Annotated in this window: 19 protein-coding genes; 6 read left to right on the top strand and 13 right to left on the bottom strand. The window is 45.6% G+C overall.

Annotated features, from left to right (window positions below):
• Positions 1–31 precede the first annotated feature (31 nt).
• Complete coding sequence (locus BT112_RS06685; protein WP_072316586.1) at positions 32–469, bottom strand: HYC_CC_PP family protein; 438 nt, start codon at positions 467–469, stop codon at positions 32–34.
• Positions 470–569: 100 nt separating this feature from the next.
• On the opposite strand from BT112_RS06685, the gene BT112_RS06680 reads away from it, so the two are divergent.
• Positions 570–1,403 (top strand): IS5 family transposase, encoded by an 834-nt coding sequence (locus BT112_RS06680; RefSeq protein ID WP_072316585.1) that lies wholly within the window; start codon positions 570–572, stop codon positions 1,401–1,403.
• A 179-nt stretch (positions 1,404–1,582) separates the two neighbouring features.
• Positions 1,583–2,035, top strand: coding sequence for a GAF domain-containing protein (locus BT112_RS06675; protein WP_072316584.1), 453 nt, complete (start codon positions 1,583–1,585; stop codon positions 2,033–2,035).
• A gap of 17 nt (positions 2,036–2,052) precedes the next feature.
• On the opposite strand, the gene BT112_RS06670 is transcribed toward BT112_RS06675, so the two are convergent.
• Positions 2,053–2,544 (bottom strand): YkgJ family cysteine cluster protein, encoded by a 492-nt coding sequence (locus BT112_RS06670; protein WP_072316583.1) that lies wholly within the window; start codon positions 2,542–2,544, stop codon positions 2,053–2,055.
• 125 nt (positions 2,545–2,669) lie between these two features.
• Here BT112_RS06670 and BT112_RS06665 point away from each other — a divergent pair, with 125 nt between their 5' ends.
• Positions 2,670–3,392 (top strand): class I SAM-dependent methyltransferase, encoded by a 723-nt coding sequence (locus BT112_RS06665; protein ID WP_072316726.1) that lies wholly within the window; start codon positions 2,670–2,672, stop codon positions 3,390–3,392.
• A 167-nt stretch (positions 3,393–3,559) separates the two neighbouring features.
• Here the strand turns inward: BT112_RS06665 and BT112_RS06660 are convergent, their stop codons facing one another.
• From BT112_RS06660 to BT112_RS06625, 8 genes are all read right to left on the bottom strand, one after another.
• The gene (locus tag BT112_RS06660) at positions 3,560–5,803 is read right to left on the bottom strand and encodes a GH92 family glycosyl hydrolase (RefSeq protein WP_072316582.1); all 2,244 of its coding nucleotides are present in this window, start codon (positions 5,801–5,803) and stop codon (positions 3,560–3,562) included.
• 51 nt (positions 5,804–5,854) lie between these two features.
• Entirely contained in the window at positions 5,855–8,176 is a 2,322-nt protein-coding gene (locus BT112_RS06655) for a glycoside hydrolase family 20 protein (protein WP_072316581.1), read from the bottom strand.
• A gap of 131 nt (positions 8,177–8,307) precedes the next feature.
• Positions 8,308–9,333, bottom strand: a complete 1,026-nt coding sequence (locus BT112_RS06650; RefSeq protein WP_083564814.1) for a glycosylasparaginase — start codon at positions 9,331–9,333, stop codon at positions 8,308–8,310.
• Between the two features lie 66 nt (positions 9,334–9,399).
• Positions 9,400–10,518, bottom strand: coding sequence for a putative glycoside hydrolase (locus BT112_RS06645; protein WP_072316580.1), 1,119 nt, complete (start codon positions 10,516–10,518; stop codon positions 9,400–9,402).
• A gap of 57 nt (positions 10,519–10,575) precedes the next feature.
• Entirely contained in the window at positions 10,576–11,697 is a 1,122-nt protein-coding gene (locus tag BT112_RS06640; RefSeq protein WP_072316579.1) for a carbohydrate-binding family 9-like protein, read from the bottom strand.
• A gap of 15 nt (positions 11,698–11,712) precedes the next feature.
• Entirely contained in the window at positions 11,713–12,678 is a 966-nt protein-coding gene (locus tag BT112_RS06635) for a glycoside hydrolase family 130 protein (protein ID WP_072316578.1), read from the bottom strand.
• Positions 12,679–12,710: 32 nt separating this feature from the next.
• The gene (locus BT112_RS06630) at positions 12,711–14,588 is read right to left on the bottom strand and encodes a sodium:solute symporter family protein (RefSeq protein ID WP_072316577.1); all 1,878 of its coding nucleotides are present in this window, start codon (positions 14,586–14,588) and stop codon (positions 12,711–12,713) included.
• The gene (locus BT112_RS06625; RefSeq protein ID WP_072316576.1) at positions 14,581–16,872 is read right to left on the bottom strand and encodes a GH92 family glycosyl hydrolase; all 2,292 of its coding nucleotides are present in this window, start codon (positions 16,870–16,872) and stop codon (positions 14,581–14,583) included. Before BT112_RS06625 ends, BT112_RS06630 begins: the two co-directional genes overlap by 8 nt.
• 348 nt (positions 16,873–17,220) lie before the next feature.
• Here BT112_RS06625 and BT112_RS06620 point away from each other — a divergent pair, with 348 nt between their 5' ends.
• Both BT112_RS06620 and BT112_RS06615 read left to right on the top strand, forming a co-directional pair.
• A complete protein-coding gene (locus BT112_RS06620; RefSeq protein WP_072316575.1) occupies positions 17,221–18,315 on the top strand; it encodes a sensor histidine kinase in 1,095 nt (364 codons plus the stop codon).
• A gap of 46 nt (positions 18,316–18,361) precedes the next feature.
• Positions 18,362–19,090 carry a LytR/AlgR family response regulator transcription factor gene (locus tag BT112_RS06615; protein WP_072316574.1) on the top strand — a complete coding sequence of 243 codons (729 nt, stop codon included), beginning with the start codon at positions 18,362–18,364 and terminating at the stop codon, positions 19,088–19,090.
• Between the two features lie 202 nt (positions 19,091–19,292).
• On the opposite strand, the gene BT112_RS06610 is transcribed toward BT112_RS06615, so the two are convergent.
• The 3 genes from BT112_RS06610 to BT112_RS06600 all read right to left on the bottom strand — a co-directional run bounded on the left by BT112_RS06610 (position 19,293) and on the right by BT112_RS06600 (position 21,498).
• Positions 19,293–19,478 (bottom strand): class IIb bacteriocin, lactobin A/cerein 7B family, encoded by a 186-nt coding sequence (locus BT112_RS06610; RefSeq protein WP_072316573.1) that lies wholly within the window; start codon positions 19,476–19,478, stop codon positions 19,293–19,295.
• A 31-nt stretch (positions 19,479–19,509) separates the two neighbouring features.
• Complete coding sequence (locus BT112_RS06605; protein WP_072316572.1) at positions 19,510–19,698, bottom strand: hypothetical protein; 189 nt, start codon at positions 19,696–19,698, stop codon at positions 19,510–19,512.
• 258 nt (positions 19,699–19,956) lie between these two features.
• The gene (locus BT112_RS06600; protein ID WP_072316571.1) at positions 19,957–21,498 is read right to left on the bottom strand and encodes a helicase HerA-like domain-containing protein; all 1,542 of its coding nucleotides are present in this window, start codon (positions 21,496–21,498) and stop codon (positions 19,957–19,959) included.
• Between the two features lie 142 nt (positions 21,499–21,640).
• On the opposite strand from BT112_RS06600, the gene BT112_RS06595 reads away from it, so the two are divergent.
• Positions 21,641–22,273: a 7-carboxy-7-deazaguanine synthase QueE gene (locus BT112_RS06595; protein ID WP_072316570.1), complete on the top strand. Its 633-nt coding sequence runs from the start codon at positions 21,641–21,643 to the stop codon at positions 22,271–22,273.
• The last annotated feature ends 79 nt before the right edge of the window (positions 22,274–22,352 follow it).

Raw genomic sequence — 22,352 nt, 5'->3', positions numbered from 1 at the left:
ATTTTCACGGATACGGAACAATCACTAAAAACTAAATGAGAAAAGTATCGTGCAGAACCTGAATGTCCTGTACAACAAGTGGGGGAGCATAATCCCTGAAGGGAATGACATTTTCTTTTAACCCTTCGAAAAGATTGAGGTAAACATAGACGAAAGCCTGTACAGATACAAGCTGATGCTGCCATTCCAGGCTTGTCGCTTTCTGCAGTGTATCCTGTCCCTGTATCAGGGCAATCTCATCAGAACAACAGGAAGTCTTGCTTACCGTGCAGGCACTACTGCCTGTATCCTTAATTGTAGGGCTTTGGATTTTTTCGGCTACCATACCACAGCTATCTGCCTTGACAAACAACGCCGTATCTACCAGAAAATCTCCACAAAAATGCTTTTCTACAGTAAAGGAAACCGTAGAAAACAACACCAGAAAGGCGAGTAAAAAGGATGATATTTTGAAAAAAACCTTTTTCATTGCAGTACAAAAATAGAAGTGATTTAAACTTTTTTTAAAAATAAAAAAGGGTTGCAGATATTTGTGTTGCGAAACATACAATTATCAAAACCAACCCTTTATGTACTCTGTACTTGACAAAGATACAATAGCATTGGAAATAGTCCCTTACATACCAAAGACGAATCGAGGATTTGCCCCGACGGTTCCATTGGTAGAGATTGTTAACGCCATCCTTTACAAACTCAAAACGGGTGTTCAGTGGTATCAATTGCCTGTAAAAGCCCTTTTTGACAGTAAAGTGCTCAGTTGGCAGTCGGTATATTACCATTACCGGAAATGGTGCCTATGTGGTTTTTGGAAAGACTGTTGGGTGAACTTTCTCCACCGCCATAAATCAAAACTCGACCTTTCCAGCGTGGACTTGGATGGCAGTCACACCTCGGCCATCAAGGGCGGGGAACAAGTAGAATATCAAGCTCGTAAGAGGCGTAAAACTACTAATGCCCTGTATCTTAGCGAAAGGCAGGGGCTACCTTTGGCGATGTCTGAACCTCTGGCAGGCAACCATAATGACCTGTATGACATTGAGGTGCAGTTTGAAGTCGTTACTGGCACGCTGAAAGATGCTGACCTGAGTGTGGAGGGATTATTCCTCAATGCTGATGCGGGCTTTGATTCCAAAGATTTTCGACAGGCTTGTGCCCAAGAGCAAATCAATGCCAATATCTGCTTCAACAGACGCAACGGTGACAGGGACAGAGATGACTATTTTGACAAAGAACTTTATGACCAACGCTATGTCATCGAGCGTACCAATGCATGGATGGACAGTTTCCGGTCGTTACTAAACAGGTTTGATACTACCGTGGCAAGCTGGACAGGGTTTAACTATCTTGCTTTTATTGTATTAGCCTTGAAAAAGTTCAAACCCTTCAAAAAGGAAAAAGTTTAAACGAGTTCATAGTAAATATTCCATTCGAAATATTTTTTTTCGACATTGTTAACAGTTATGGATATTTACGGTGTTACCTGAACACGGTCATTTTTCCGTCCCTGCTTCGTCGCCCGTTACGTTTTACATACCGTAAATTATCGGTTTATTCCCTAAATTTGTCCGCTAAACCATGTGTTATGAATTTTAAAGAACTGAGACCCCGGGTCGAAAACATACTTGCGGAAAAAATTTCAATAGAAGCCCGCCTTACCGGGATTTGCGAATTGCTGAAAGAGCATGTCTCTTATTATGACTGGGTCGGTTTTTACTTTAAAAACGGAGATAAGGAAGAACTAAAACTCAAAGCGTTTGCCGGAGAACCTACCGATCATACGATCATCCCGTTCGGTAAAGGGATATGCGGACAGGTTGCCGTATCCAATAAAAATTTCGTGGTGCCGGATGTCAAAGCCCAAAACAATTATATAGCGTGTAGTATTTATGTGAAAGCAGAAATTGTTATCCCGCTTTTTGTAAACGGAGAAAACATCGGGCAGATCGATATCGATTCGCATACTCCCGATCCGTTTACGGAGGAAGACGAACAGTTCCTGGAATTTGTCAATGCCAGGGTTGCGGAAATCCTGTAGTTCCGAATGCATGATCCTCAGGGCATTCTTTTCTTCATAGCTTCCACGATGTGAAAAGCGGCCGGACAGATCGCAGTATTTTTCAGGGTGAGATTGGTAATCTGATGAAACTTTTTACGGTCGGTATGCGGATATTCCCTACACGCCTTGGGACGTACTTCGTAAATAGAGCAATAGTTATCGTACCCTAAAAAGGCACAGGGAACACGCTGCAACACATAATCGTTGTCTTCATCGATCTGCAGGTAGGTATCTATAAATTGCTGGGGTTTCATCCGGAAGTGTTTTGCTATGCGTTCTATATCCGCATTGGTAAACAACGGTCCCGTAGTTTTACAACAATTGGCACATTGCAGGCAGTCCGTCCGCTCAAACTCTTCTTCGTGAAGTTCCTGCATCATGTAATCCAGGTTCTTCGGCGGTTTCTTTTTGAGTCTGGCAAAGTACTTCTTGTTTTCCTTATGCTTATCTTTGGCGAGTTGCGGGAGCTGTTTCAGTAAATCATCCATAGTGCAAAATTAGGATATAGAAACGGGTTTTCGTGCAGGCGGACTCCGATTTTGAGAACGGGTCTTTAAAAACCTGTGACTACTATAGCCGTAACACTAAAAAACACCTGCAATACAGGGTACTTATGAAGAAAAAAGATATTATCGGGAAAGCCCTTCTCGACTTCCAACAGGGAAACTATACCGAAGACATCATCACGGAAACTTCTATTTCGGAAGAAGATACGCTACCGCTGCCTTATTTTTTCCGTAGCTATGACGAAATGCCTCCCATAGAACAGAAGGCACTGCAACTTGCCAGGGGTAAAGTGCTCGATGTGGGTTGCGGAGCAGGAAGCCATGCTTTGTACCTTCAGTGTGAAAAAAAACTGGAGGTCACGGCCATAGATACGTCTCCCGGAGCTGTGGAGGTCTGTCGTGAGCGTGGAGTAAAACAGGTTTTGGTACAGGATGTCATGCAGTACGATAATGAAAAATTCGACACTGTCCTGTTGCTGATGAACGGCCTGGGGATATGTGGCCGCCTGAAGAATATCTCCGGATTTTTAAATCATCTCCGTACCCTGCTTCGCCCGGGGGGACAGATACTCCTCGATTCTTCGGATATTATTTACATGTTCGACGGGGATGATGACGGTGGCCGATGGATTCCTTCCTACCCTGATTACTATGGGGAAATCGAATTTCAAATGCGTTACAAAAAAGAACAGAGTAATAACTTTCCATGGCTGTATGCAGACTACAATACCCTGCAAAATGCAGCGATATCCAATGGTTTCGGGTGTGAACTCATTCTGGAAGGTGCGCATTACGATTACCTCGCCAGACTACAGGATATTCCGGGATAACTTATGTGCCGTATATCTGCCGGCTTCCCGACTAACTTTGTATCAAATAACAGGCCGGCTGACAGTGTATTCAACCGGCCTGTTATGTAGTTTCGGGTCATTTACATACAAACACACCCCGACATCAAGGATGCACGGAACTACCCGGCATCGACGGAGTTGCTTCTCTATTTTTTGTCAGTCAGTTCAAAAGATATCTCCCCGGCATTCAGCAATTCCTTATCGGAAATAAAATAGCCTGTATGTTCCCGGTTTCCTATCCTGATCTTACGGATGTATGTTCCTTCTCCCGGATTTTCACAGGAGAGTATGAGTTTGTCTTTGGAATAGTAATCGGTATCGAGATGAATGATAACCTTATCGAACCGGGGAGTCACAAAAGTGTAGACCGGATCGGCGGGTGTTATCGGATAAATCCCCATCATAGCATAGATCGCCCAGGCCGACATCGTTCCCGTATCGTCATTACCGGGTAATCCGTCCGGAGTATTTTTATAATAAGTATCCAGCAGCGCTCTCACCCTTTCCTGGGCCTTCCATTCGCTACCTTTTACATAGTTGTACAGAAAGGGATATGCGATATCAGGTTCGTTGGCCATATCGTAATGTCCTTCGTCAAAAATATAATCGAGTTGTTTGACAAAGTTCCGGTTTCCTCCCACCAGCCTTATCAGTCCTTTGACATCGTGAGGAGCCATAAAGACATATTGCCAGGCATTCCCTTCGATAAATCCTACATTTTTCTCGAAGTTAGCTCCTTTCAAGGGATCGAAAGGTTCGTACCAGCTTCCGTCGGAGGTGCGGGGACGCAGTACTTTCAGCTTCTTATCAAACAGTTTCCGATAGGACAGGGACCGTTCCGTAAACAGTTTGTGGTCTTCCTTTTTTCCGAGTGCCCTTGCCAGTTGTGCTATGGCATAGTCGGAAATATTGTACTCCTGGGTTGTAGAAACTGAACCGTCGACCGGACTTTCGGTATTGACAAACCCATCGCGGACATAGTCATCCAACCCTGGGCGCAACGGATTGTTTTCTATCGTCGTAGCCCCTTTTTTCATCGCCTTATAAGCCTTTTCCACGTCGAAGCCCTTCAACCCGCGGAGATATGTATCTGCCAGAACTACGGATGCCGGATCACCGACCATAGTAAATGTCTCGGTAGCATTCAGCTCCCATTTGGGCAACCAACCGTTTTCATCGTACATATCGAGCATACTCTTCACCATTTCCAGTTGCTGATCGGGGTAAACCAGGCTCATAAACTGGTGGTAATTGCGATAGGTGTCCCACAGAGAAAATACCGTAAACCTTCGCTTATCGGTTTTACCCGTCTTTCCTGTGGCGATTTCGGGATATTCGCCATTGCTGTCGTTAAAGATATTAGGATGAATAAGTGTGTGGTATAATGCGGTGTAGAAAATGGTCTTATCATCCGTGGTCCCGCCTTCCACTTCAATCCTGGAAAGCTGTTCGTTCCATGCATTCCGCGTTTTTTCGTAGACCTCATCAAAGGAGAGTCCCCCGGCTTCCCGGTCGAGGTTCTCCCTCGCATTGGCTATGCTTACATACGATACGCCTATCTGTACTTCCACCTGCGTGGTTTCTTTGAAATCATAACGGAAATACGCGCCTATACTATCGCCTATAACCTCCCGGGTAAAGCCTTTCATTATTCGGGTTTTCCCGTTATAAGTCATCCATTGTGCTTCGACCCCATCATAGGTAGCCGGTTTTTTCCAAATACCGAATTCCTCGGCAGGAATAGAAAATCGGGCTACAAAGTATACCGGGTATGCCTGTTCCGGGCTGTTATAACAAAACGAACCTACGGTACGCATTCCTTCGATCTCCGTAGGAGATACCACTTTGGCCATAGCTCCCAGTTCGTTGGTAAGACCGAGACCGAGGTTGAGGAGGATATTCGATTTTCCCGCCGGAAACGTATATCGTGTTATTCCCGTTCGCGTACTGGCCGTAGCTTCTGCCTTGATGTGGTAACGCGAAAGGTTTACGGCATAATAACCTGCCCTGGCCTCTTCACCGGTATAAGTCGTACCGTATTTGAGGTGATCGGTTTCCAATCCTCCCGTAGTAGGCATTGTAATAACTACTCCCAGATCCGGGCAACCGACCCCACTGAGGTTGACATGGGTAAAACCGGTGAGGAAAGTGTTTTCATTAACATACGGGTTGGACAGCCATCGACTGTCTTTCTCGAGTACATTATGTTTTCCCGCCACATTAAAAGGCGATACACTGGCCATTCCCCTCGGGGCGATAGCCCCCGGATTAGTCGCTCCGAAATTGGAAGTCCCTATAAAAGGGTTGACATAATCTACGGGTTTTTCCTGTGCGTATCCGCTGAAAAGAGAAATCAGAAAGCTTACAGATGCTATTTTTAATGTCTTCATATTATAATTTGTTTCTACAGGACACTGCCCTGCACTCTCCCGGAGAGATTATTATTCCACTACGATCTCATCGACAAAAAGCCAGGTATTACCACCTAATGGGGTTTTCCCCTGATTTGTAACTTTAACCTTTACATAACGTGCGGATTGCTCCGGAAAATCCACTTCGAAATCCTTGATATCCGCACTGCCGTTTTTGGCATAATCCCGTTGTATCTCGCCGGCTTTGGTGAAGCTTTTTCCATTTTCGGAGAGGTAAACCTCGACACGGACCGGGTAGTAGATTCCGGCTCCCTGATTTTCCATGGCTCCGACCGCAACCTTTCGAATACCGGAAGCGTTTTCCAGGTCGATAACGACTTCCATGTCATGACCTATCCAGGCCTGCCATTGTCCGTCGTGAAAATCCTTGCTTCCCCGCAGGACATTAACCATATTGGATGTGCCTGCTCCGGGATAATTCTTGTTCCACTCCCGGGTGTAAGCCACTTTTTTCCCTACGCCCTTATGCCAGGTAAACGTACGCTCAAATACATTACCCACGGATTTGTCATTTTCGAACAGGGAAGCCTTTACGGTTGTCGTCTCTGTAATTTGTACAGGTTCGGTGTATTTAACGGCCTTGTCCAGCGCTTCATCATTGAGAACATACCTGATATCGGTATCCGGAAATTCGGTTTTCAAGGCTACGGTCACCTCCTGGTTGGCATCTACCGAAGCATCTGCCGTAATAGTATAAGCACTTTTGGCATAGTTGATACCGAGTATATCGTAACGTCCGAACAGATGCTGTACTCTTGATGAAAAATCTTCCCAATCTCTTTTCTCTTTCGGACTCCACAGGGTTTCGGACAACGCGTTAAGCCTGGGATAAAGCATATATTCGGAATGGGAGGTTGTAGGGATATATTCCGACCACAGGTTGGCCTGTCCTCCGAGAACATGTGCGACCTGTTCCACACTCATAGAATCGACTACGGGATCAAACTCATAGACTTTACTCAAGGGGAGATAGGCATTAAAAGCCATAGGTTCGGAATCCTGCGGTCCCTGGTAGTAATCAAAATAACAATGAGACACCGGGGTCATGACGACATCATGTCCCTGGGCGGAGGCTTCCCATCCGCCTTCTATACCACGCCAGCTCATGACGGTAGCCCCGGGGGCCAGTCCGCCTTCGAGTATTTCGTCCCATCCCAGCATGATCCGTCCTTTGGAGCTGACAAACCGTTCCATACGTTTCATGAAATAGCTTTGGAGTTCATCCACATCGGCAAGTCCTTCTTCCTTGATTCTCTTCTGGCAATGCGGACAGGTTTTCCAGTTGGTCTTGGTGGCTTCGTCACCACCCACGTGAATGTAGCGTGAAGGAAAGAGTTCCATGACTTCAGCAAGCACGTTTTCGAGAAATTCGAAAGTAGATTCCTTTCCTGCACAATAAATATCGGTAATGGGCCATACACCTCCCGAAGGTACCATGATAGGCTCTCCTTTACACGATAATTCCGGATAGGACGCTATGGCGCTCATCACATGCGCAGGCATTTCTATTTCGGGTACGACTTCTACCCCTTTATCTTTGGCATAGGCCACGATCTCACGGATATCTTCCTGAGTGTAAAATCCTCCGTAAGTCGCTTTTTCGGAAGGGTCCGGAACAGGACGTGCATTCCAGTGCATGTCTTCCTTGTCTACCCGGTATGCCCCTACTCCGGTCAGCTTAGGATATTTTTTAATTTCTATACGCCACCCCTGGTCGTCTACCAGGTGAAAATGAAGGACATTCATTTTGTGCATGGCCAGCCGGTCTATGACCTTAAGTACATAATCTTTAGGAAAAAAATGCCTGGATACATCGAGCATAAGTCCTCTCCAGGGGTATTCCGGGCTATCGTTGATCGTTACGGCTGGTACTGCCCAGGTGACACCTTCTTGCAGGTCCCGGCTTTCTATGGCTGCTGGCAGTAACAATCTCAGCGTCTCCAGGCCGTACAGGTAACCGGAATAACCGGCAGCAGTAATGGCGATATGATCCGCGGTAACCTCCAGCGTATAGGCTTCATGGTCCATACCACTGTCTTCCCTGAACTCAACGTAATTACTTTCGGGAGCGGAAGAGGTAATGGCGGGTTCCCACCCTGCAACCGTACGGAATTTCGATGTCAGGATCGACGCTATTTTATGTGATTCTTCTCCGGCTACAAAAACGGTCTTTTTGTCAAAGACAAAGGCCCCGTCCTGCAGGTGAAGTTCCCGCGGTTGCGGTATGATGTTGATATCACTTTTTGTAAAGGTAATTTTTTCCGAACGGTCGCATCCGGAAATCCACGCGGCCAGGACCAGTAACGTGAAGTATATCGGTTTTATTTTCATTTTTTAATGGGTTTGTTTCCGGGATACGGATATCCGAAACTATATTTCTGCATGGAGAAACCGGAAGGTCCGACTGGTATAAGAAACCTGCGAGACCCTAAAACCGGGCCTCCACAGGTCTGTCAAAAAGATTATGATATTTCGTATTCCCCGTCGATAAGACGGTTCCCATGCTCTTCGTCGTAAACGGCATAGTTGAAACCGGGGCGCAGGCAGTACGCCCCGTATTCTCCCTGTTTGTTCAGGGCAATAAAGCCGATCTGGAGATATTCCAGGTCCGGGCGGTTCCTGTAGATTTTGTGGATACGTTCCACGATTTCCTTACAAGCCTCATAGGGACTTTTACCCTGACGCATAAGCTCTACGACCATTGCACTGCCTGAGGTACGTATTACGGCTTCCCCGAGTCCTGTGGCAGCTGCACTGCCGACCTCATTATCGAGAAAAAGACCGGCACCGATAATCGGAGAGTCTCCTACTCTTCCGTGTACTTTCCAGGCTGCCCCACTGGTAGTACATGCACCGGAAAGATCCCCGTTTTCGTCAATAGCCAGCATGCTTATGGTGTCGTGGTTTTCGATGTTGATCACCGGTTTGTACTCCGATTTCTGCAACCACTCCCGGTATGCTTTTTCGGCCTCAGGAGTAAGCAGGTTTTCTTCTTTGAACCCCTGTTCCAGGGCAAACTGTTTTGCGCCTTCTCCTACCAGCATGATATGCGGGGTTTTCTCCATAACTTTCCGGGCTACGGAAATGGGATGTTTTATATTCTGTAAAAAGGCTACGGAACCACAATTGAATTCGTGGTCCATGATACAGGCATCGAGAGTCACCTTACCGTCCCTGTCGGGCCATCCGCCATATCCTACGCTGGATACTTTCGGATCGGCTTCGGCAACTTTTACTCCGGCCTCGACAGCATCGAGTCCCGATCCGCCGTTTTTCAGGGTTTTCCAGGCTTCTTCATTAGCCGGCAAACCGTGATTCCAGGTCGAGATCAATACCGGTTTCTTTACTTTCTTTTCTCCCTCCTTAACAGCTCCGTTCTTCTGTTGGGGATCGTGAGGTTTGATTCCGTTATCCACACAGCTGTAAAGCGTTCCGACTGCTACGGTGCCAAGGGCTGTCTTTGTAATAAATTTACGTCTGTCTATCATTGCAGGCATACTTACTGTTCTACATCTTTTTGTTTCCGAAACTTTTCATTCGACATTAAAGAAGTACTATTTTCCTTCTTTGGTCTCTTTTATCGCCCTGAGCATATCATCGGTAAGTGCAGGACCGTCAAAGAACGATACACCTTTCGCCCCGTTATCTTTAGCCAGCTTTACAGCTTCCTTAATCTCAGAAGGAGACATTTCCGGCACATAGATACCGGTATGTAATTCGGTTTTCTTGTTTTTGAGGTCTTCAACACCCTGCCTGGTCGCAAATCCTATCCAATCGGTTTCTTCGTTGTAGAAATTGTGATAGATCATCGGAAGCACTACATCGATATCCCATTTGTCCCAACGCTGGCGAACCATGTGATCGGCCATTTCCGGGTAAGGGAAAACGGCTGCCGTGAGTATTTTTCCATGGTCGTGAGCTATCTTATAAGCATCGTTTACGACAGCTCTGATCTTGTTCAGACGGAATTGCTTCCATTCCATATCAAGGGCAGGATCTTCGAATTCCTTCGGATTTTTATGATGTATTTTCTCAAATTCGGCTACACAGGCATCACAATAACAAAAATCGAACTCGGGAAGCTCCGTTTTCTGCTCCAAATCGTACTTGGGGAGCAACCCTATAGGAAGAAAAATATCGGGGAAACGGATGTAGTCCAGGTGTACGCTGGCCACTCCTTCTACTTTGGCAAGGCCTTCGACAAGTCCGAGTACGTGGTTCCTCGAATCTTCTTTTGTGGGGCAGAGCCACTGGTAATAATCTACGTAGGGTCTGTGATCAAAACACGAATTTCCTTCACGGCTCACAGCATACCAGTCCGGATGTTGTAAAGCCACGGAATCTCCGGGCCTGTTCATGGCCATCAGCCAGGCATGAACTTCCAGTCCGGCTTCACGTGCCAAAGGGGTCAGTCTTCCCAACAGCTCCGGGTCGGTATTGGTATTGATCAATACGGCATCGAGCCCGTTGTCCTTATAACGGGTAAATTCTTTTTTATAGGAGTCATCATCCCTCTTGGCATCGGCAGTGATCCAAGTCCAATATTTAAATGCTTTGGAATCCGTATGGCCGGTCGTGTCTTTTTGTTCTTTTACATCCGCTGCCTTTTCCTGTTTTCCGCAGGAAACAAGACAGACCAGGGTAAAAAGCATGGTGAGTTTTAAGAGTTTCATCTGTGTGTATTTATTGGTTTTAGGTATTGGTAAATATTATGCTACGGATATTCCGGGTTACTTTCCGGTATTTTCTTTTCTGGCACTGAACTTTCCGTCCTCCCGGAGCACAAGTTGCTTCCCCGTGAAGGGACTTACCGCGATCAGGTTCCATCCCTCACTATGTACTTCCAGGGCAATTTTAACGGATTTCCCACCGATAATTACGGGGTGTTCCACCAATTGTTTTACGGAAGTTATCCAGTCTCCCGATTCCTGAAAATGTTTTTTCTGCTTGCGGTACAGGGCATAGAGTTCCCATTTGATCTTTTCGTCTTCCGGAATACGGAACTCATCCTTGCTTCCGGGCGTAGCGGCAGAAAAATACACATATCCCCACCACTCAGGTTCGTGCATGTTGATCACCCACTGCGGAGACCACACCCAATTGTATTCCGGCAGATACTTGCCGTCCTTATCCTTCTTGCGCGCGTACCTGTTGTTTTCAAGGTCGAAGTCCCAGTTGACACGGGAAAAATTGATTCGCCAGAACTCATTTTCCGGGACTTCCTTCGTGGCGAGGGTATTCGCTTCGGAAAGCACTTTCCAGGGCATGGCAATCTCGACACTCCACCCTTTGTCGGTATCTTCCGGATTGTTCAGCGTTCCGTTGATATGTACGGCCGTTTTGATTCCCTGTATATCCCAGCTATCGATCACCGGTGCGCTTTCGCGATAAGGTTTTACAAGGTACAAATCCCAGATGGTATTCAGGGCATTGATTTCAAATTCCATGTAGTTATGGGTATCACCGTCCGGGTCTATAAAGATCTCAAAATCGTTATTGTAGAAAATCACGGTATCTCTTTGCTTGAGGTTGCCCCACACATGGGGTTCTTCCATTTCGGCATAGAAATACAGGTACTCTTCGTCCCATAACATTTTTACATTGGTTTTATAGGTCGGGGTTCTGACACCCTCGATATCTATAAAATCCGCACTCCAAACTGCTTTTTCCCAGGCTTCCTCGTCTGCTTTTCCGTCTATATTCATAGCTTCGGAAGTTCTAAAAGCCGTATACTGCCTGGGTGCCACTATCTTCTGCTGGGCAAAGGCACCGAAGCAGAGCAGCGAAAAGATCGCCGTAAAAAAGAGGGAACTTTTTTGTCGGTAGAATTCCGGTTGGTTTATACTATCCATAACTTTCTGTCTGTTTTACAAGCTGTTTTCTTTGACAAACCGGACGATCTCGCTGATACGCCCAAAAGCCATAGCTGTTACAGTATCTGCGGCTCCGTAATACAAGGCCAGCTTATCTTCTTCGTGCGAATGTAATGCTGCACAGGGAAAAACCACATTAGGCACATCTCCTACCATTTCGTATGTCTCCGCAGGTGCCAGCAAATAGGGCTGTGTTCTGTATTTTACTTTCTCAGGCTCATTCTTATCCAGCAAGGCAGCTCCTACAGAATACCGGAAACCGTTACAGGTATTGATCACCCCGTGATAGAATGTCAGCCAGCCTTCGTCGGTAAGGATCGGGATAGGCCCTGCTCCGATCTTGGTACATTGCCAGGCACTGTCCACGAAAGGGGTTACTTTCATCACACAACGATGCTCGCCCCAGTATTTCATATCCGGACTATAGCTGATATAGATATCTCCGAAAGGGGTATGCCCGTTGTCACTCGGCCTGCTCAGCATGGCATATCTGCCGTTGATCTTTTCTGGAAACAGCACGCCGTTTCGGTTAAAAGGCAGAAATGCATTTTCACATTGGTGAAACTCTTTGAAATCGAAAGTATAACCGATACCTATGGTCGGACCATGGTATCCGTTGCACCAGGTAATCCAGTAACGGTCTTCGATAAACGTTACCCTCGGATCGTATTTGTAATCCGAATCTATCATCTCTGTATTACCGGGAACGAAAACTATCGGTTCATGCTCTATATCCCAGTGTATTCCGTCCTTACTGAAACCGGCAAAAATATTCATTTGTACCGCCTTGTTATCGCACCGGAAGACTCCGGCAAATCCGTCTCCGAAAGGTACTACGGCACTGTTAAAAATACTGTTGGATGAAGGAATGGCGTACCTGTCTATAATAGGGTTTGCACTGTAACGCCACATTACGTCCTTACAATTTTCCGGTTTATCCTGCCATGGAATAGTATTCATATGATATCTGAATGTTAGGTATTAGACTTTTTTTAATCTTTGTATTTCCGTACTTTATCAAGCCAGGTATACTTCAGTATGGCCGAAGTTACGGCAAATATAGCGAACCATATCAGGGCTTTGGAATAAGCCCTGACCATAAAAAATACGGGGAGCAGTATCATACTCGACTGCCATACGATACCGATGGCACAATTGAGCATGTCCATGCCGAAATTCTTGTTTTCCCGGATATCACTACCCGATGCCTTCAATTGCATATACACCGGCTTCCACCATCCCCAGGGCCTTACATTGGTATAAAACTGCTTCAGCGTCTCCACATTTGTCGCGGGCGTAAGAAGTGTTCCGAGAATACATCCAAGCAGCGAAAAACCGAAAATGACCGGGAACAGGTATATGGCCGGGATATTGGCTGCCTCATAGAGAAAAGACCCTTCGGCAAAGCTGCCCTTGTTATGATCCATCAGGAATTGCAACGTAGCGATGATCAACCCGGAAAGCATCCCCCAGAAATATCCCCATCCGTTAAACCGCCACCAGATCCATTTCAGGAAATTCGCTGCGACATATCCTCCGTACAACGCACTGGTAATCCACAAGGTAATGGAGTTGATCGACTCGGCAAAAAAGCCCATGATCACACCGAGAATAACCACGAAGAAAGAAGCTATATGACTGGCGGTTATATAATGCCTGTCCGGCGCTTTGGGTCTGAAATACTTTTTGTAGATGTCATTGACAATATAGGCCGGCCCCGAATTTACGAAAGCGGAAAATGTCGACATAAATGCCGCCAGAAGACCGGCGAGCAGCAAGCCTTTGATCCCTACAGGGACATGGTTATTAATTACTTTGGGAAGGATCATTTCCAGGTCGTTGGAAGTGACCGATCCGGATGCGGCCATAGAAGGCCCTATGTAAACAAGACCTATAATAACAATACCCGCAATGAGAAGATACCTGGGTATAAAGAGCACAAGATTGGTGAATCCGCTCATATACGCAGCATCTTTTACACTCCTGGTAGAAAGTATACGTTGCATATCATAACTCGGAGTGGGCCCTGCTACACTGGCAAAAAAGCCTTTGAGCAGTGTCATCCCGATAAAAGCACCGAACATTTTATACCCCTGGGTATCGATGAGTTCGTTAAAGGTAGCCAGTTTGCCATCCCAGAATCCCTCCAGTTCGTTACCGAAAAAGATATTCTTCCATTCAGCCGGAATAAACTCGGCGATCTGCGCATCGCTTACGGCTATAAATGCATATACTGCTATAAGCACACCGGCAAGCACCATGATCAGGTATTGCAGTACTTCCGTAGCCACCACGGAGTACATCCCTCCCTTAATGGTGTATATGGTGGTAAGCAGAATGATAGTCAGTGCATATGCCTGCTCGGATGTGAGCAGAAGCATATTACCTAAGGTGAGAGACAAGTCCCATGGAAGTATAATGGTCATAAATTTTCCGACACCTTCAAAAAAATAGGCGATAAAGCCTACCGCCGCCACTACGGCGAATACGGCAACAATCAGGTGCGATGCTCTCCCCGCACGGTCATCGCCGAAACGGGTGAGTATCCATTCGGAGCCGGTCATGATGTTGGACCGCCTGATCCAGGCCGCCAGGAACACCATGACAAAGATCTGGTTCCAGATCGGCCACATCCACATGAACATGAAACTCTTTACACCATACAGAAATAATATTCCGACCATCCAGGCAGTTCCGGAAACGTCGAACATCCCGGACCCGTTGCTGAGTCCGAGATAATACCATTTTATAGTGTTCCCTCCGAGGAAATATCCATCAAGCCCCTTGGATGCCTTTCTCGACACCCAGACCCCGATAGAAAGGGTTAAGATGATATACAGGGCAATAATAAGAACATCTACACTATTCATCTACCTGTTTTTCGGCACTTACACCCCAGTTCTTATTCGGTTCGGGCCCCATTTCGAATTCCAGTTCTCCACCGGAAATCATTTCTTCGTGTGTAATAAAGGTCCTGTTCAGTTCTTTACCGTTGATTGTGGCCGACTGAATGTATATGTTTTTATCGGACACCTTGTTTGCCTTTATGGTAAAAGTCTTATCATCCGAAACTTTGATAACGGATTTCTCAAACAAGGGACTTCCTATCTGGTACGTACCGGAAGAGGGGTTATAAGGATAGATTCCCATAGCACTGAACACATACCAGGCCGACATTTGTCCGCAATCTTCATTTCCGCTCAATCCTGCAGGGGTAGTATCATACTGCGTGTTGAGGATCTCTCTCACCCAGTACTGGGTACGCCACGGTTCTCCGGCAATATTGAACATGTAAGCAATATGATGACTCGGTTCGTTACCATGTGCATACTGTCCGATCAGTCCTGAGATATCGGGAGAGGCATCCCCTCCATTGATCTCGGAACTCTCGGTAAATAACTGCTCCAGCATATCGGTAAAGGGCTTTTTGCCTCCGTGAAGTTCTATCAGTCCGTCTACATCATGAAGTACGAACCAGCTGTGCTGCCATGCATTTCCTTCGGTATAGTCGGTACCTTTTCTGTGAATGGAAAGCTTAGGATCGAAAGGCTCATGCCACTTTCCCTTGTCCGATTTTCCACGCATAAACCCGGTTTCGACATCGTAAAGATGTTTAAAGGCATTCGATCTTTCCATAAAGTATTTGTAGTCTTCCTGCTTACCCAGTTTTTTGGCCACCTGTGCTATACACCAGTCGTCATAAGCAAATTCGAGTGTAATGGTAACAGACTCGTCCAAAAGGTTATAAGGAACATATCCGAATTCTTTATAAAACTTAGTCCCCCGGCTTTCTTCGTCTTTCATCATGGTTACTTTCATGGCCTCGAAAGATTTTTCCTTATCGAAACCACCAATCCCCTTAAGTATAGCTTCCGCAATAACCGGAATGGCGTGATTTCCGGTCATGGTATAGGTTTCGTTACCGTACAATGTCCATACCGGAAGTGTTTTGTTCTCGGCATAATACACCAGCATGGAATTGATGATATCAGATACTTTATCGGCATCGAGTAATGTCATCAACGGTTGTGCGGCACGAAACGTATCCCAGAGAGACAAGGTGGAATATGCTGTATAGTCTTTGGCCGTTACGATGCTATCGTTCTGCAGGCGGAATTGCCCGTTTGCATCACTGAACGTAACAGGAGCCAGACGGGTATGATACAATGCTGTATAGAAAATGGTTTTCAGGGAATCTACCGGAGTTTCGATTTCTATTTTATCCAGGGTCGTATTCCATATTTTGTCGGCATCGGCTCTTACCGCATCAAAATCAAATCCTTCGCGTTCTTTCATATTCTCCCTGGCATTATCGATACTTACGGAAGAAAGGCTCAGTTTTACTTCGAGCGTATCGCCGGTTTTTTCATCAAAGAACAATTGCGCAGAAGTTTTCGCAGCGGTTACTTCTTCTGCTCCTTCTACGCGCTTCGATTCGGCGTAGAGATTATGCCCGGTAATCGGTTTGGAGAATTGCGCTACAAAAAACAATTTCTGGTTTTTGGCCCATCCGGTACTGTGGCGATATCCGCTGATCGTGGTTTCGTCTTCTACCGTAATCCTGGTATCTACGGCCTTATCCCAATTGATTGCAAATCCGAGATCGACGACTACGGATTGCGGATCATTTTCGGAAAAGGTATAACGGTGGAACCCGGTTCTTTCGGATGTCGTGAGTTCTGCATTGATCCTGTGGTCTTCCAGGTACACCTGATAGTATCCGGGGGTTGCCGTTTCGTTTTCGTGAGTGTATCTCGATTTGAAGGGATAATCGTCGCGCGAAGCTATCTTGACAGACAGATCGACTTCTTTGTTTACCGGCATAAAAAGCAGGTCTGCCAGGTCGCCGATCCCCGTACCACTCAGGTGCAGGTGACCGAAGCCCACAGCTATGGAGTCGGTATAATGATATCCGGAACACCAGTCCCAACCAGCAGTACCGTTATCGGGGCTGAGCTGTATCATCCCGTAAGGCACCGTAGCTCCGGGATAGGTATGCCCGTGATCGCCGGTACCTATAAAAGGATCGGCATATTGTGTGAGTTCGGGTGTTTTTTCTTCTGTTTCGCTTTTTTCCTTTTTCTCACCCCCGCCACAGGAGACCAGGGCACACATCATTCCGAGTAATGCGTAAGAAGCACATTTTTTTTTCATACAATAGTTTGTGGAGTCCGTCTTTATTTGTTAATTGCATCCCTCTAATCTACTTATCATTAACCCGATACCTATTCATCCGGTTGCTTTGGAGATGGATTATGTATAAATTTAATCCTCGGGGATGTTACCAAATATTTATATTTTTGAGAACTTAAAGAATAAATTTAGACCAACAACATTTTTTAAGAGCCAAACGTCATAAAAGTCACTTAGAATATAAGGCGCAAAAGACGCGGCACGGTTTCCGGCCCGGAAAGGAAAAAAGCCATCTCCGGCAAAATAAGGAAACGCGGCAAGACGGCTCAAAAATGTAGCACACACCTCCGGAAAAGGTGTAAAAGAATTATGGCAAAAAACGAAAAATCAGGAATCTTTTTCGATTTTAATCTCTCCGCTAATTACCGCATAGAGACTAAGCACCATATTATTTTCTGGCTGGTTTATTTTCTTTTCAACACCCTGCGCTGGGGAAGTTACTATCACGATTACTGGTATTCCCTGAAAGCGAACATCGTGGGCTTTCCGATCCATATGACCCTGTGTTACTTCAACCTCTATTACCTGATGCCGAAGCTCATCTACCGGAAGAAGTTCGTATCGTACACTGCAGGCATATTCTTAGCTATTTTTGTGATGGTTCTGGTGAAGTTTTATCTGACGTATTTCCTGATCAGTACCAACGTATGGCCGGAAGGACCGGAAGAAACCACGACGCTGTCTTTTAATTATGTCATGCAGATGATGCTCGGAGAACTGTACGTGGTGTCTTTTGTCACAGCCATAAAGATCACTGCCGATTGGCTCCGGGAACACAAAAGGGCCTCCGAACTGGAAAGGGTACAACTGGAAACCGAGCTGCGTTTTCTCCGCACCCAGGTCTCTCCCCATTTCTTTTTCAACACCCTGAACAATATTTATTCTTTGTCTATAGAACAATCCAAAAAAACACCGGAAACCATACTGAAACTTTCCGAATTGATGCGCTACCTGCTTTATGAGACCAAACAGCGAAAACAGAGTTTATCCAAAGAGATCTTATGTCTGCAGAATTATCTCGATCTGGAACGGATGCGATACGGGGATTCCCTTAAAATAAACATGGAGATTTCCGGTGATATTGAAGGTAAAAAGATTCCTCCGATGCTTTTACTATCATTTATTGAGAATTGTTTTAAGCATGGTGCCAATAAAAATATCGAAGAGGTGTGTATAGATATCTATTTTCTTGTCGAAGGCGATTACCTGTACTTTAAAGTTGCTAACACCATACCCCTCCAGCCCTTTGAAAATATGAGTCCCGCCGGAAAACCTTCGGGGGGAATAGGCATCAAAAACGTTAAAAAAAGACTGGCCCTGGGATACAAAAAACATGAATATGACCTGAACATCTATGAGAAAGACCATAAATATATAGTAGATTTAAAAATAAAAGTTGGCTGAGCTTTTCCGGTTAACGAAAACGGGCTAACTCCAAAAGTAACACAACATGGTTATACGATGTATCGTAATTGATGATGAACCTCTGGCTATTAACGTACTGAAAAACTATATCGGACAGACCAAAGGTCTGGAGCTCATTGCCACATTCGGCAATGCGCTAGAAAGTATGGATTTCATGCGGGAAAACGAAGTAGACCTCATTTTCCTGGACATCAACATGCCGGTGATGAATGGCCTCCATCTCCTCAAAAGCATGAGTGTCAAACCCATGGTCATCATTACCACGGCTTACCAAGAACACGCTGTGGAAAGCTACGAACTCGAAGTACTGGATTACCTCATCAAACCTATTCCGCTCCACAGGTTTGTAATGGGAGTAAACAAAGCCTTTCGCATGCGTACCATGCAACATAAAAACGAATTCGGAGATCCGGGAGAGCGGAAGTTTATTTTTATCAAGATCGACAAAAAGAAAATGAAAAAGATCTTCCTGGATGAAATTACGATCATAGAAAGCCTGAAGGACTATATCAAGATCAACACACATACCGGGAAATATATCGTGCACCAGACACTGAGCAGTTTCACTGAAGAACTACCGGCAGATAAATTTATCCGTATCCACCGTTCTTACACGGTATCTCTGGAAAAAATAGATGCCCTGGAGGGAAACAGTATTGAAATCGGCGGGCAACGTTTTACCATAGGCAGGAGTTATTTTAACGAGGTAAGAAGTAAGATCCTGAACAAACCAATTACGGACGAGGATCTGTAAAGAAAAAAGTGCACTATGGGCACTTTTTCTTTTTCCTTCACCAGATCACGGCCAGAAATATAAATGCTCCGATGATCGTCCCTACAAAGAACATCTTGAAAGCAAGACTCATAATTTCATGTCGTTCCATAAGTAAATAGGTTTTGGGTTTTCCCGGAAAGGTATGAGCCCTTCCGGGAAGGTGTTATGATTATGAACAGATTTAATGCGTTATTTCATAAACAGCCCAGGCAGCAAGAGCACCTACAGCCAGTCCGGCTACAAAGGCACCTCCTACCAGAGCTACCCCTACTACTACTGCGGGTACAGCTCCTCCTTCTGTTTCAACCAGCTGCTCGCCGGTAAGTTCCTGAACGTTATAATCGTCTAAAGTTAATGAATTTTTCATGGTTGTAATTTATTAATTTTATGATTATTGACTATCTGCCGGCAAGATACGCGGCCGCCCCTATGGTTACTCCTGCTCCGAAAGCTATTCCCATACCGGTAGCTACCTGTGCTGCGGTATAGGCTACTCCGAAAATAACAAGCGGAATAAAGCTTCCGTCTATATTTTGCATTTCGGAAAGTTCGAGTTCCTGTACACCATAGTTTTCAAGATTTTTCATAATAAAATGTTTTAAAGGTTAATGAATCGTTTGGATTTACAAGATAGTTTTGCGCGCGTCTATTTTGTTCCATAAATTTAGTGGTCTTCCCTGTACAAAGCATGCAGTTTGATTTTTTGTATAAAAAAAGCCGGATTTTTATCCGGCTTCCTACATGTGTATTCATATAATATAATTATGATTTTATTTACCTTCCCAAAATCGTAATCTTGCAATTACGTATTAAAAACATATATAACCAGGAGGGAGCACCCCTTGTTATTTTCCCCTGTAAGAAGAGGTATTACGGGTAAGTTTATTTAGCACTCCGAACACTCCGCGTATAAAAGTGGCACTTGTAAAAAGCTTTATCCAGGGATTCATGCGACCGGACGACCGTCCTGATGCGGATTTTGCAGCTTTTTCCTGTTCTTTAGCAGCCTGTTCCCGGGCTTCCTTGCTTTCTGCCTGCTCGATCTTACTGTCGAGTATCTCATAAGCACTCTCGCGGTCAATAACTTCATTGTATTTTTTACGAAGTCCGGAGCCTGCAATAATCTCACTGATCTCTCCGGCTGTCAGTACATCCATACGACTCATAGGCGCCCTGAGCATCGTAGCGGCCAACGGTGTCGGTCTTCCCTTCTCATTCAGTCCCGTCACCAGGGCTTCCCCCGTCCCCAAAGAAGTCAACGCCGTTGCCGTATCATAATAATTGCTCACCGGATAATTCTCCGCCGTAAGCTTTATGGCTTTCCGGTCTTTAGCCGTAAAGGCCCTTAATGCATGCTGGATTTTTAAACCTAACTGCGAAAGTACCGCATCGGGCACATCGGTAGGGAGTTGCGTACAGAAATAAAGTCCTACGCCCTTGGAACGGATCAGCTTTACTATACTTTCTATCTGATCGAGTAGTGCCTTGCTCGCCTCGTCGAAGATCAGGTGGGCCTCATCGATGAAAACCACCAGCTCGGGCCTGTCGGTATCCCCCTGTTCAGGCATCGTGTTATACATTTCTGCCAAAAGACTGAGCATGAACGTAGAAAACAGTTTGGGCCTGTCCTGAATATCCGTAAGCCGGATAATATTTACATACCCTTTCCCCTGTTCGTCGATTCGCATCAGATCTTCGATTTCAAAAGAACGTTCTCCGAAAAAAAGTTCGGCGCCCTGTTGTTCGAGTTCTATCAGTTTTCTGAGTATGGCACCTGTGGATGCTGCAGATATCCTGCCGTATTCCTTTTCGATCTCCTTTTTCCCCTCATTGGTGATATACTGCAACGTTTTTTTAAGGTCCTTGAGGTCCAGTAAAGGAAAATGGTTATCGTCGCAATACTTGAATACTACGGCCATGACCCCGGCCTGGGTGTCGTTGAGATCCAGGATACGGGACAACAGTACCGGTCCGAACTCGGAAATGGTAGCCCTGAGCCTCACCCCATCCTGATCCGAAATTGTCATCAATTCTACCGGGGCACCCTGAGATTCGTAAGGCAGTCCTATTTTCTCATGCCGGTCTTTAATAAAATCCGATGCTTCGCCGGGTTTTGCTATTCCGCTCAGATCGCCCTTAATATCCATTTGTAATACGGGGATACCTTGACTTGAAAGGTGCTCGGACAGGATTTGTAATGTTTTGGTCTTTCCTGTTCCCGTAGCCCCGGCAATGAGTCCGTGACGATTGAACATTTTCAAAGGTATTTGTACCAAGGCATCGGCAACGGGTTCCCCGTCGAGCATCGCAGCCCCGAGAACTATGGCATCTCCCTGGATGGCATAGCCCTCCGCAATGTCTTTTAAAAAGCTTTCTTCCCGGCTCATCTATTATTTTTTTTATAAAAATAGGTTAATTTTTCAAAAATCCGGAACAGGAAGTCTCTTAATATAGTACATATACCCATACTTCTTTGATAAGAAAGAAACTCCGCTTCACACTTCCGACTTCTTGTCGTATCTTTGCGGCATGATAAAAGAAGAGGTTTCGGAATTGGTAGGAAAGGGATTAATGCTTCCTTTAATGGAAGAGTTCTATACCATACAGGGAGAGGGGTATCACAAAGGAACGGCTGCATACTTTATCCGTGTAGGCGGATGTGATGTAGGTTGCCATTGGTGTGATGTTAAGGAGAGCTGGAACGCCGAGACCCACCCCCCAACCGCCGTTGAGCACATCATAGAAAATGCTGCCCGGCATTCCGATACCATCGTAATCACCGGTGGAGAACCGCTTACCTGGAATATGGCTCCGCTGACATCAGGATTAAAAGCCCGGGGACTAAAAACCCATATAGAAACATCCGGGGCCTATCCGCTCACCGGAATATGGGACTGGATATGTCTTTCTCCCAAAAAAATAAAGCTTCCGGTAGACGAGGTCTACGAGAAGGCAGATGAACTGAAAGTGATCATATACAACAAACACGACTTTGATTTTGCCGAAGAGCAGGCGGCGAAAGTCAATAAAGACTGTATCCTATATCTGCAACCGGAATGGAGCCGAAGGGATAAAATGATCCCGGAGATCGTAACCTTTGTCATGAAAAACCCGAGGTGGAAAGTTTCCCTTCAGACCCATAAATACCTGAATATCCCCTAACCCGGATCAGGCACTACCGGTTTTCCCATACCGCTTACCCTCTATTTTCATCCATGTTATCCCGGGAGTGGCTTCCGGG

This window comes from Sinomicrobium oceani, from assembly GCF_900119185.1.
In the GTDB taxonomy this organism is placed as follows: domain Bacteria; phylum Bacteroidota; class Bacteroidia; order Flavobacteriales; family Flavobacteriaceae; genus Sinomicrobium; species Sinomicrobium oceani.
This window is presented reverse-complemented; position numbering and strand designations above follow the sequence as displayed.

Coding starts and splice junctions, on each gene's coding strand:
- BT112_RS06630 (WP_072316577.1), bottom strand. CDS start 14,588: ATGAATAGTGTAGATGTTCTTATTATTGCCCTGTATATCATCTTAACC.
- BT112_RS06655 (WP_072316581.1), bottom strand. CDS start 8,176: ATGAAAATAAAACCGATATACTTCACGTTACTGGTCCTGGCCGCGTGG.
- BT112_RS06650 (WP_083564814.1), bottom strand. CDS start 9,333: ATGATAGACAGACGTAAATTTATTACAAAGACAGCCCTTGGCACCGTA.
- BT112_RS06685 (WP_072316586.1), bottom strand. CDS start 469: ATGAAAAAGGTTTTTTTCAAAATATCATCCTTTTTACTCGCCTTTCTG.
- BT112_RS06620 (WP_072316575.1), top strand. CDS start 17,221: ATGGCAAAAAACGAAAAATCAGGAATCTTTTTCGATTTTAATCTCTCC.
- BT112_RS06660 (WP_072316582.1), bottom strand. CDS start 5,803: ATGAAGACATTAAAAATAGCATCTGTAAGCTTTCTGATTTCTCTTTTC.
- BT112_RS06635 (WP_072316578.1), bottom strand. CDS start 12,678: ATGAATACTATTCCATGGCAGGATAAACCGGAAAATTGTAAGGACGTA.
- BT112_RS06680 (WP_072316585.1), top strand. CDS start 570: ATGTACTCTGTACTTGACAAAGATACAATAGCATTGGAAATAGTCCCT.
- BT112_RS06625 (WP_072316576.1), bottom strand. CDS start 16,872: ATGAAAAAAAAATGTGCTTCTTACGCATTACTCGGAATGATGTGTGCC.
- BT112_RS06600 (WP_072316571.1), bottom strand. CDS start 21,498: ATGAGCCGGGAAGAAAGCTTTTTAAAAGACATTGCGGAGGGCTATGCC.
- BT112_RS06640 (WP_072316579.1), bottom strand. CDS start 11,697: ATGGATAGTATAAACCAACCGGAATTCTACCGACAAAAAAGTTCCCTC.
- BT112_RS06675 (WP_072316584.1), top strand. CDS start 1,583: ATGAATTTTAAAGAACTGAGACCCCGGGTCGAAAACATACTTGCGGAA.
- BT112_RS06595 (WP_072316570.1), top strand. CDS start 21,641: ATGATAAAAGAAGAGGTTTCGGAATTGGTAGGAAAGGGATTAATGCTT.
- BT112_RS06605 (WP_072316572.1), bottom strand. CDS start 19,698: ATGAAAAATCTTGAAAACTATGGTGTACAGGAACTCGAACTTTCCGAA.
- BT112_RS06610 (WP_072316573.1), bottom strand. CDS start 19,478: ATGAAAAATTCATTAACTTTAGACGATTATAACGTTCAGGAACTTACC.
- BT112_RS06665 (WP_072316726.1), top strand. CDS start 2,670: ATGAAGAAAAAAGATATTATCGGGAAAGCCCTTCTCGACTTCCAACAG.
- BT112_RS06615 (WP_072316574.1), top strand. CDS start 18,362: ATGGTTATACGATGTATCGTAATTGATGATGAACCTCTGGCTATTAAC.
- BT112_RS06645 (WP_072316580.1), bottom strand. CDS start 10,518: ATGAAACTCTTAAAACTCACCATGCTTTTTACCCTGGTCTGTCTTGTT.
- BT112_RS06670 (WP_072316583.1), bottom strand. CDS start 2,544: ATGGATGATTTACTGAAACAGCTCCCGCAACTCGCCAAAGATAAGCAT.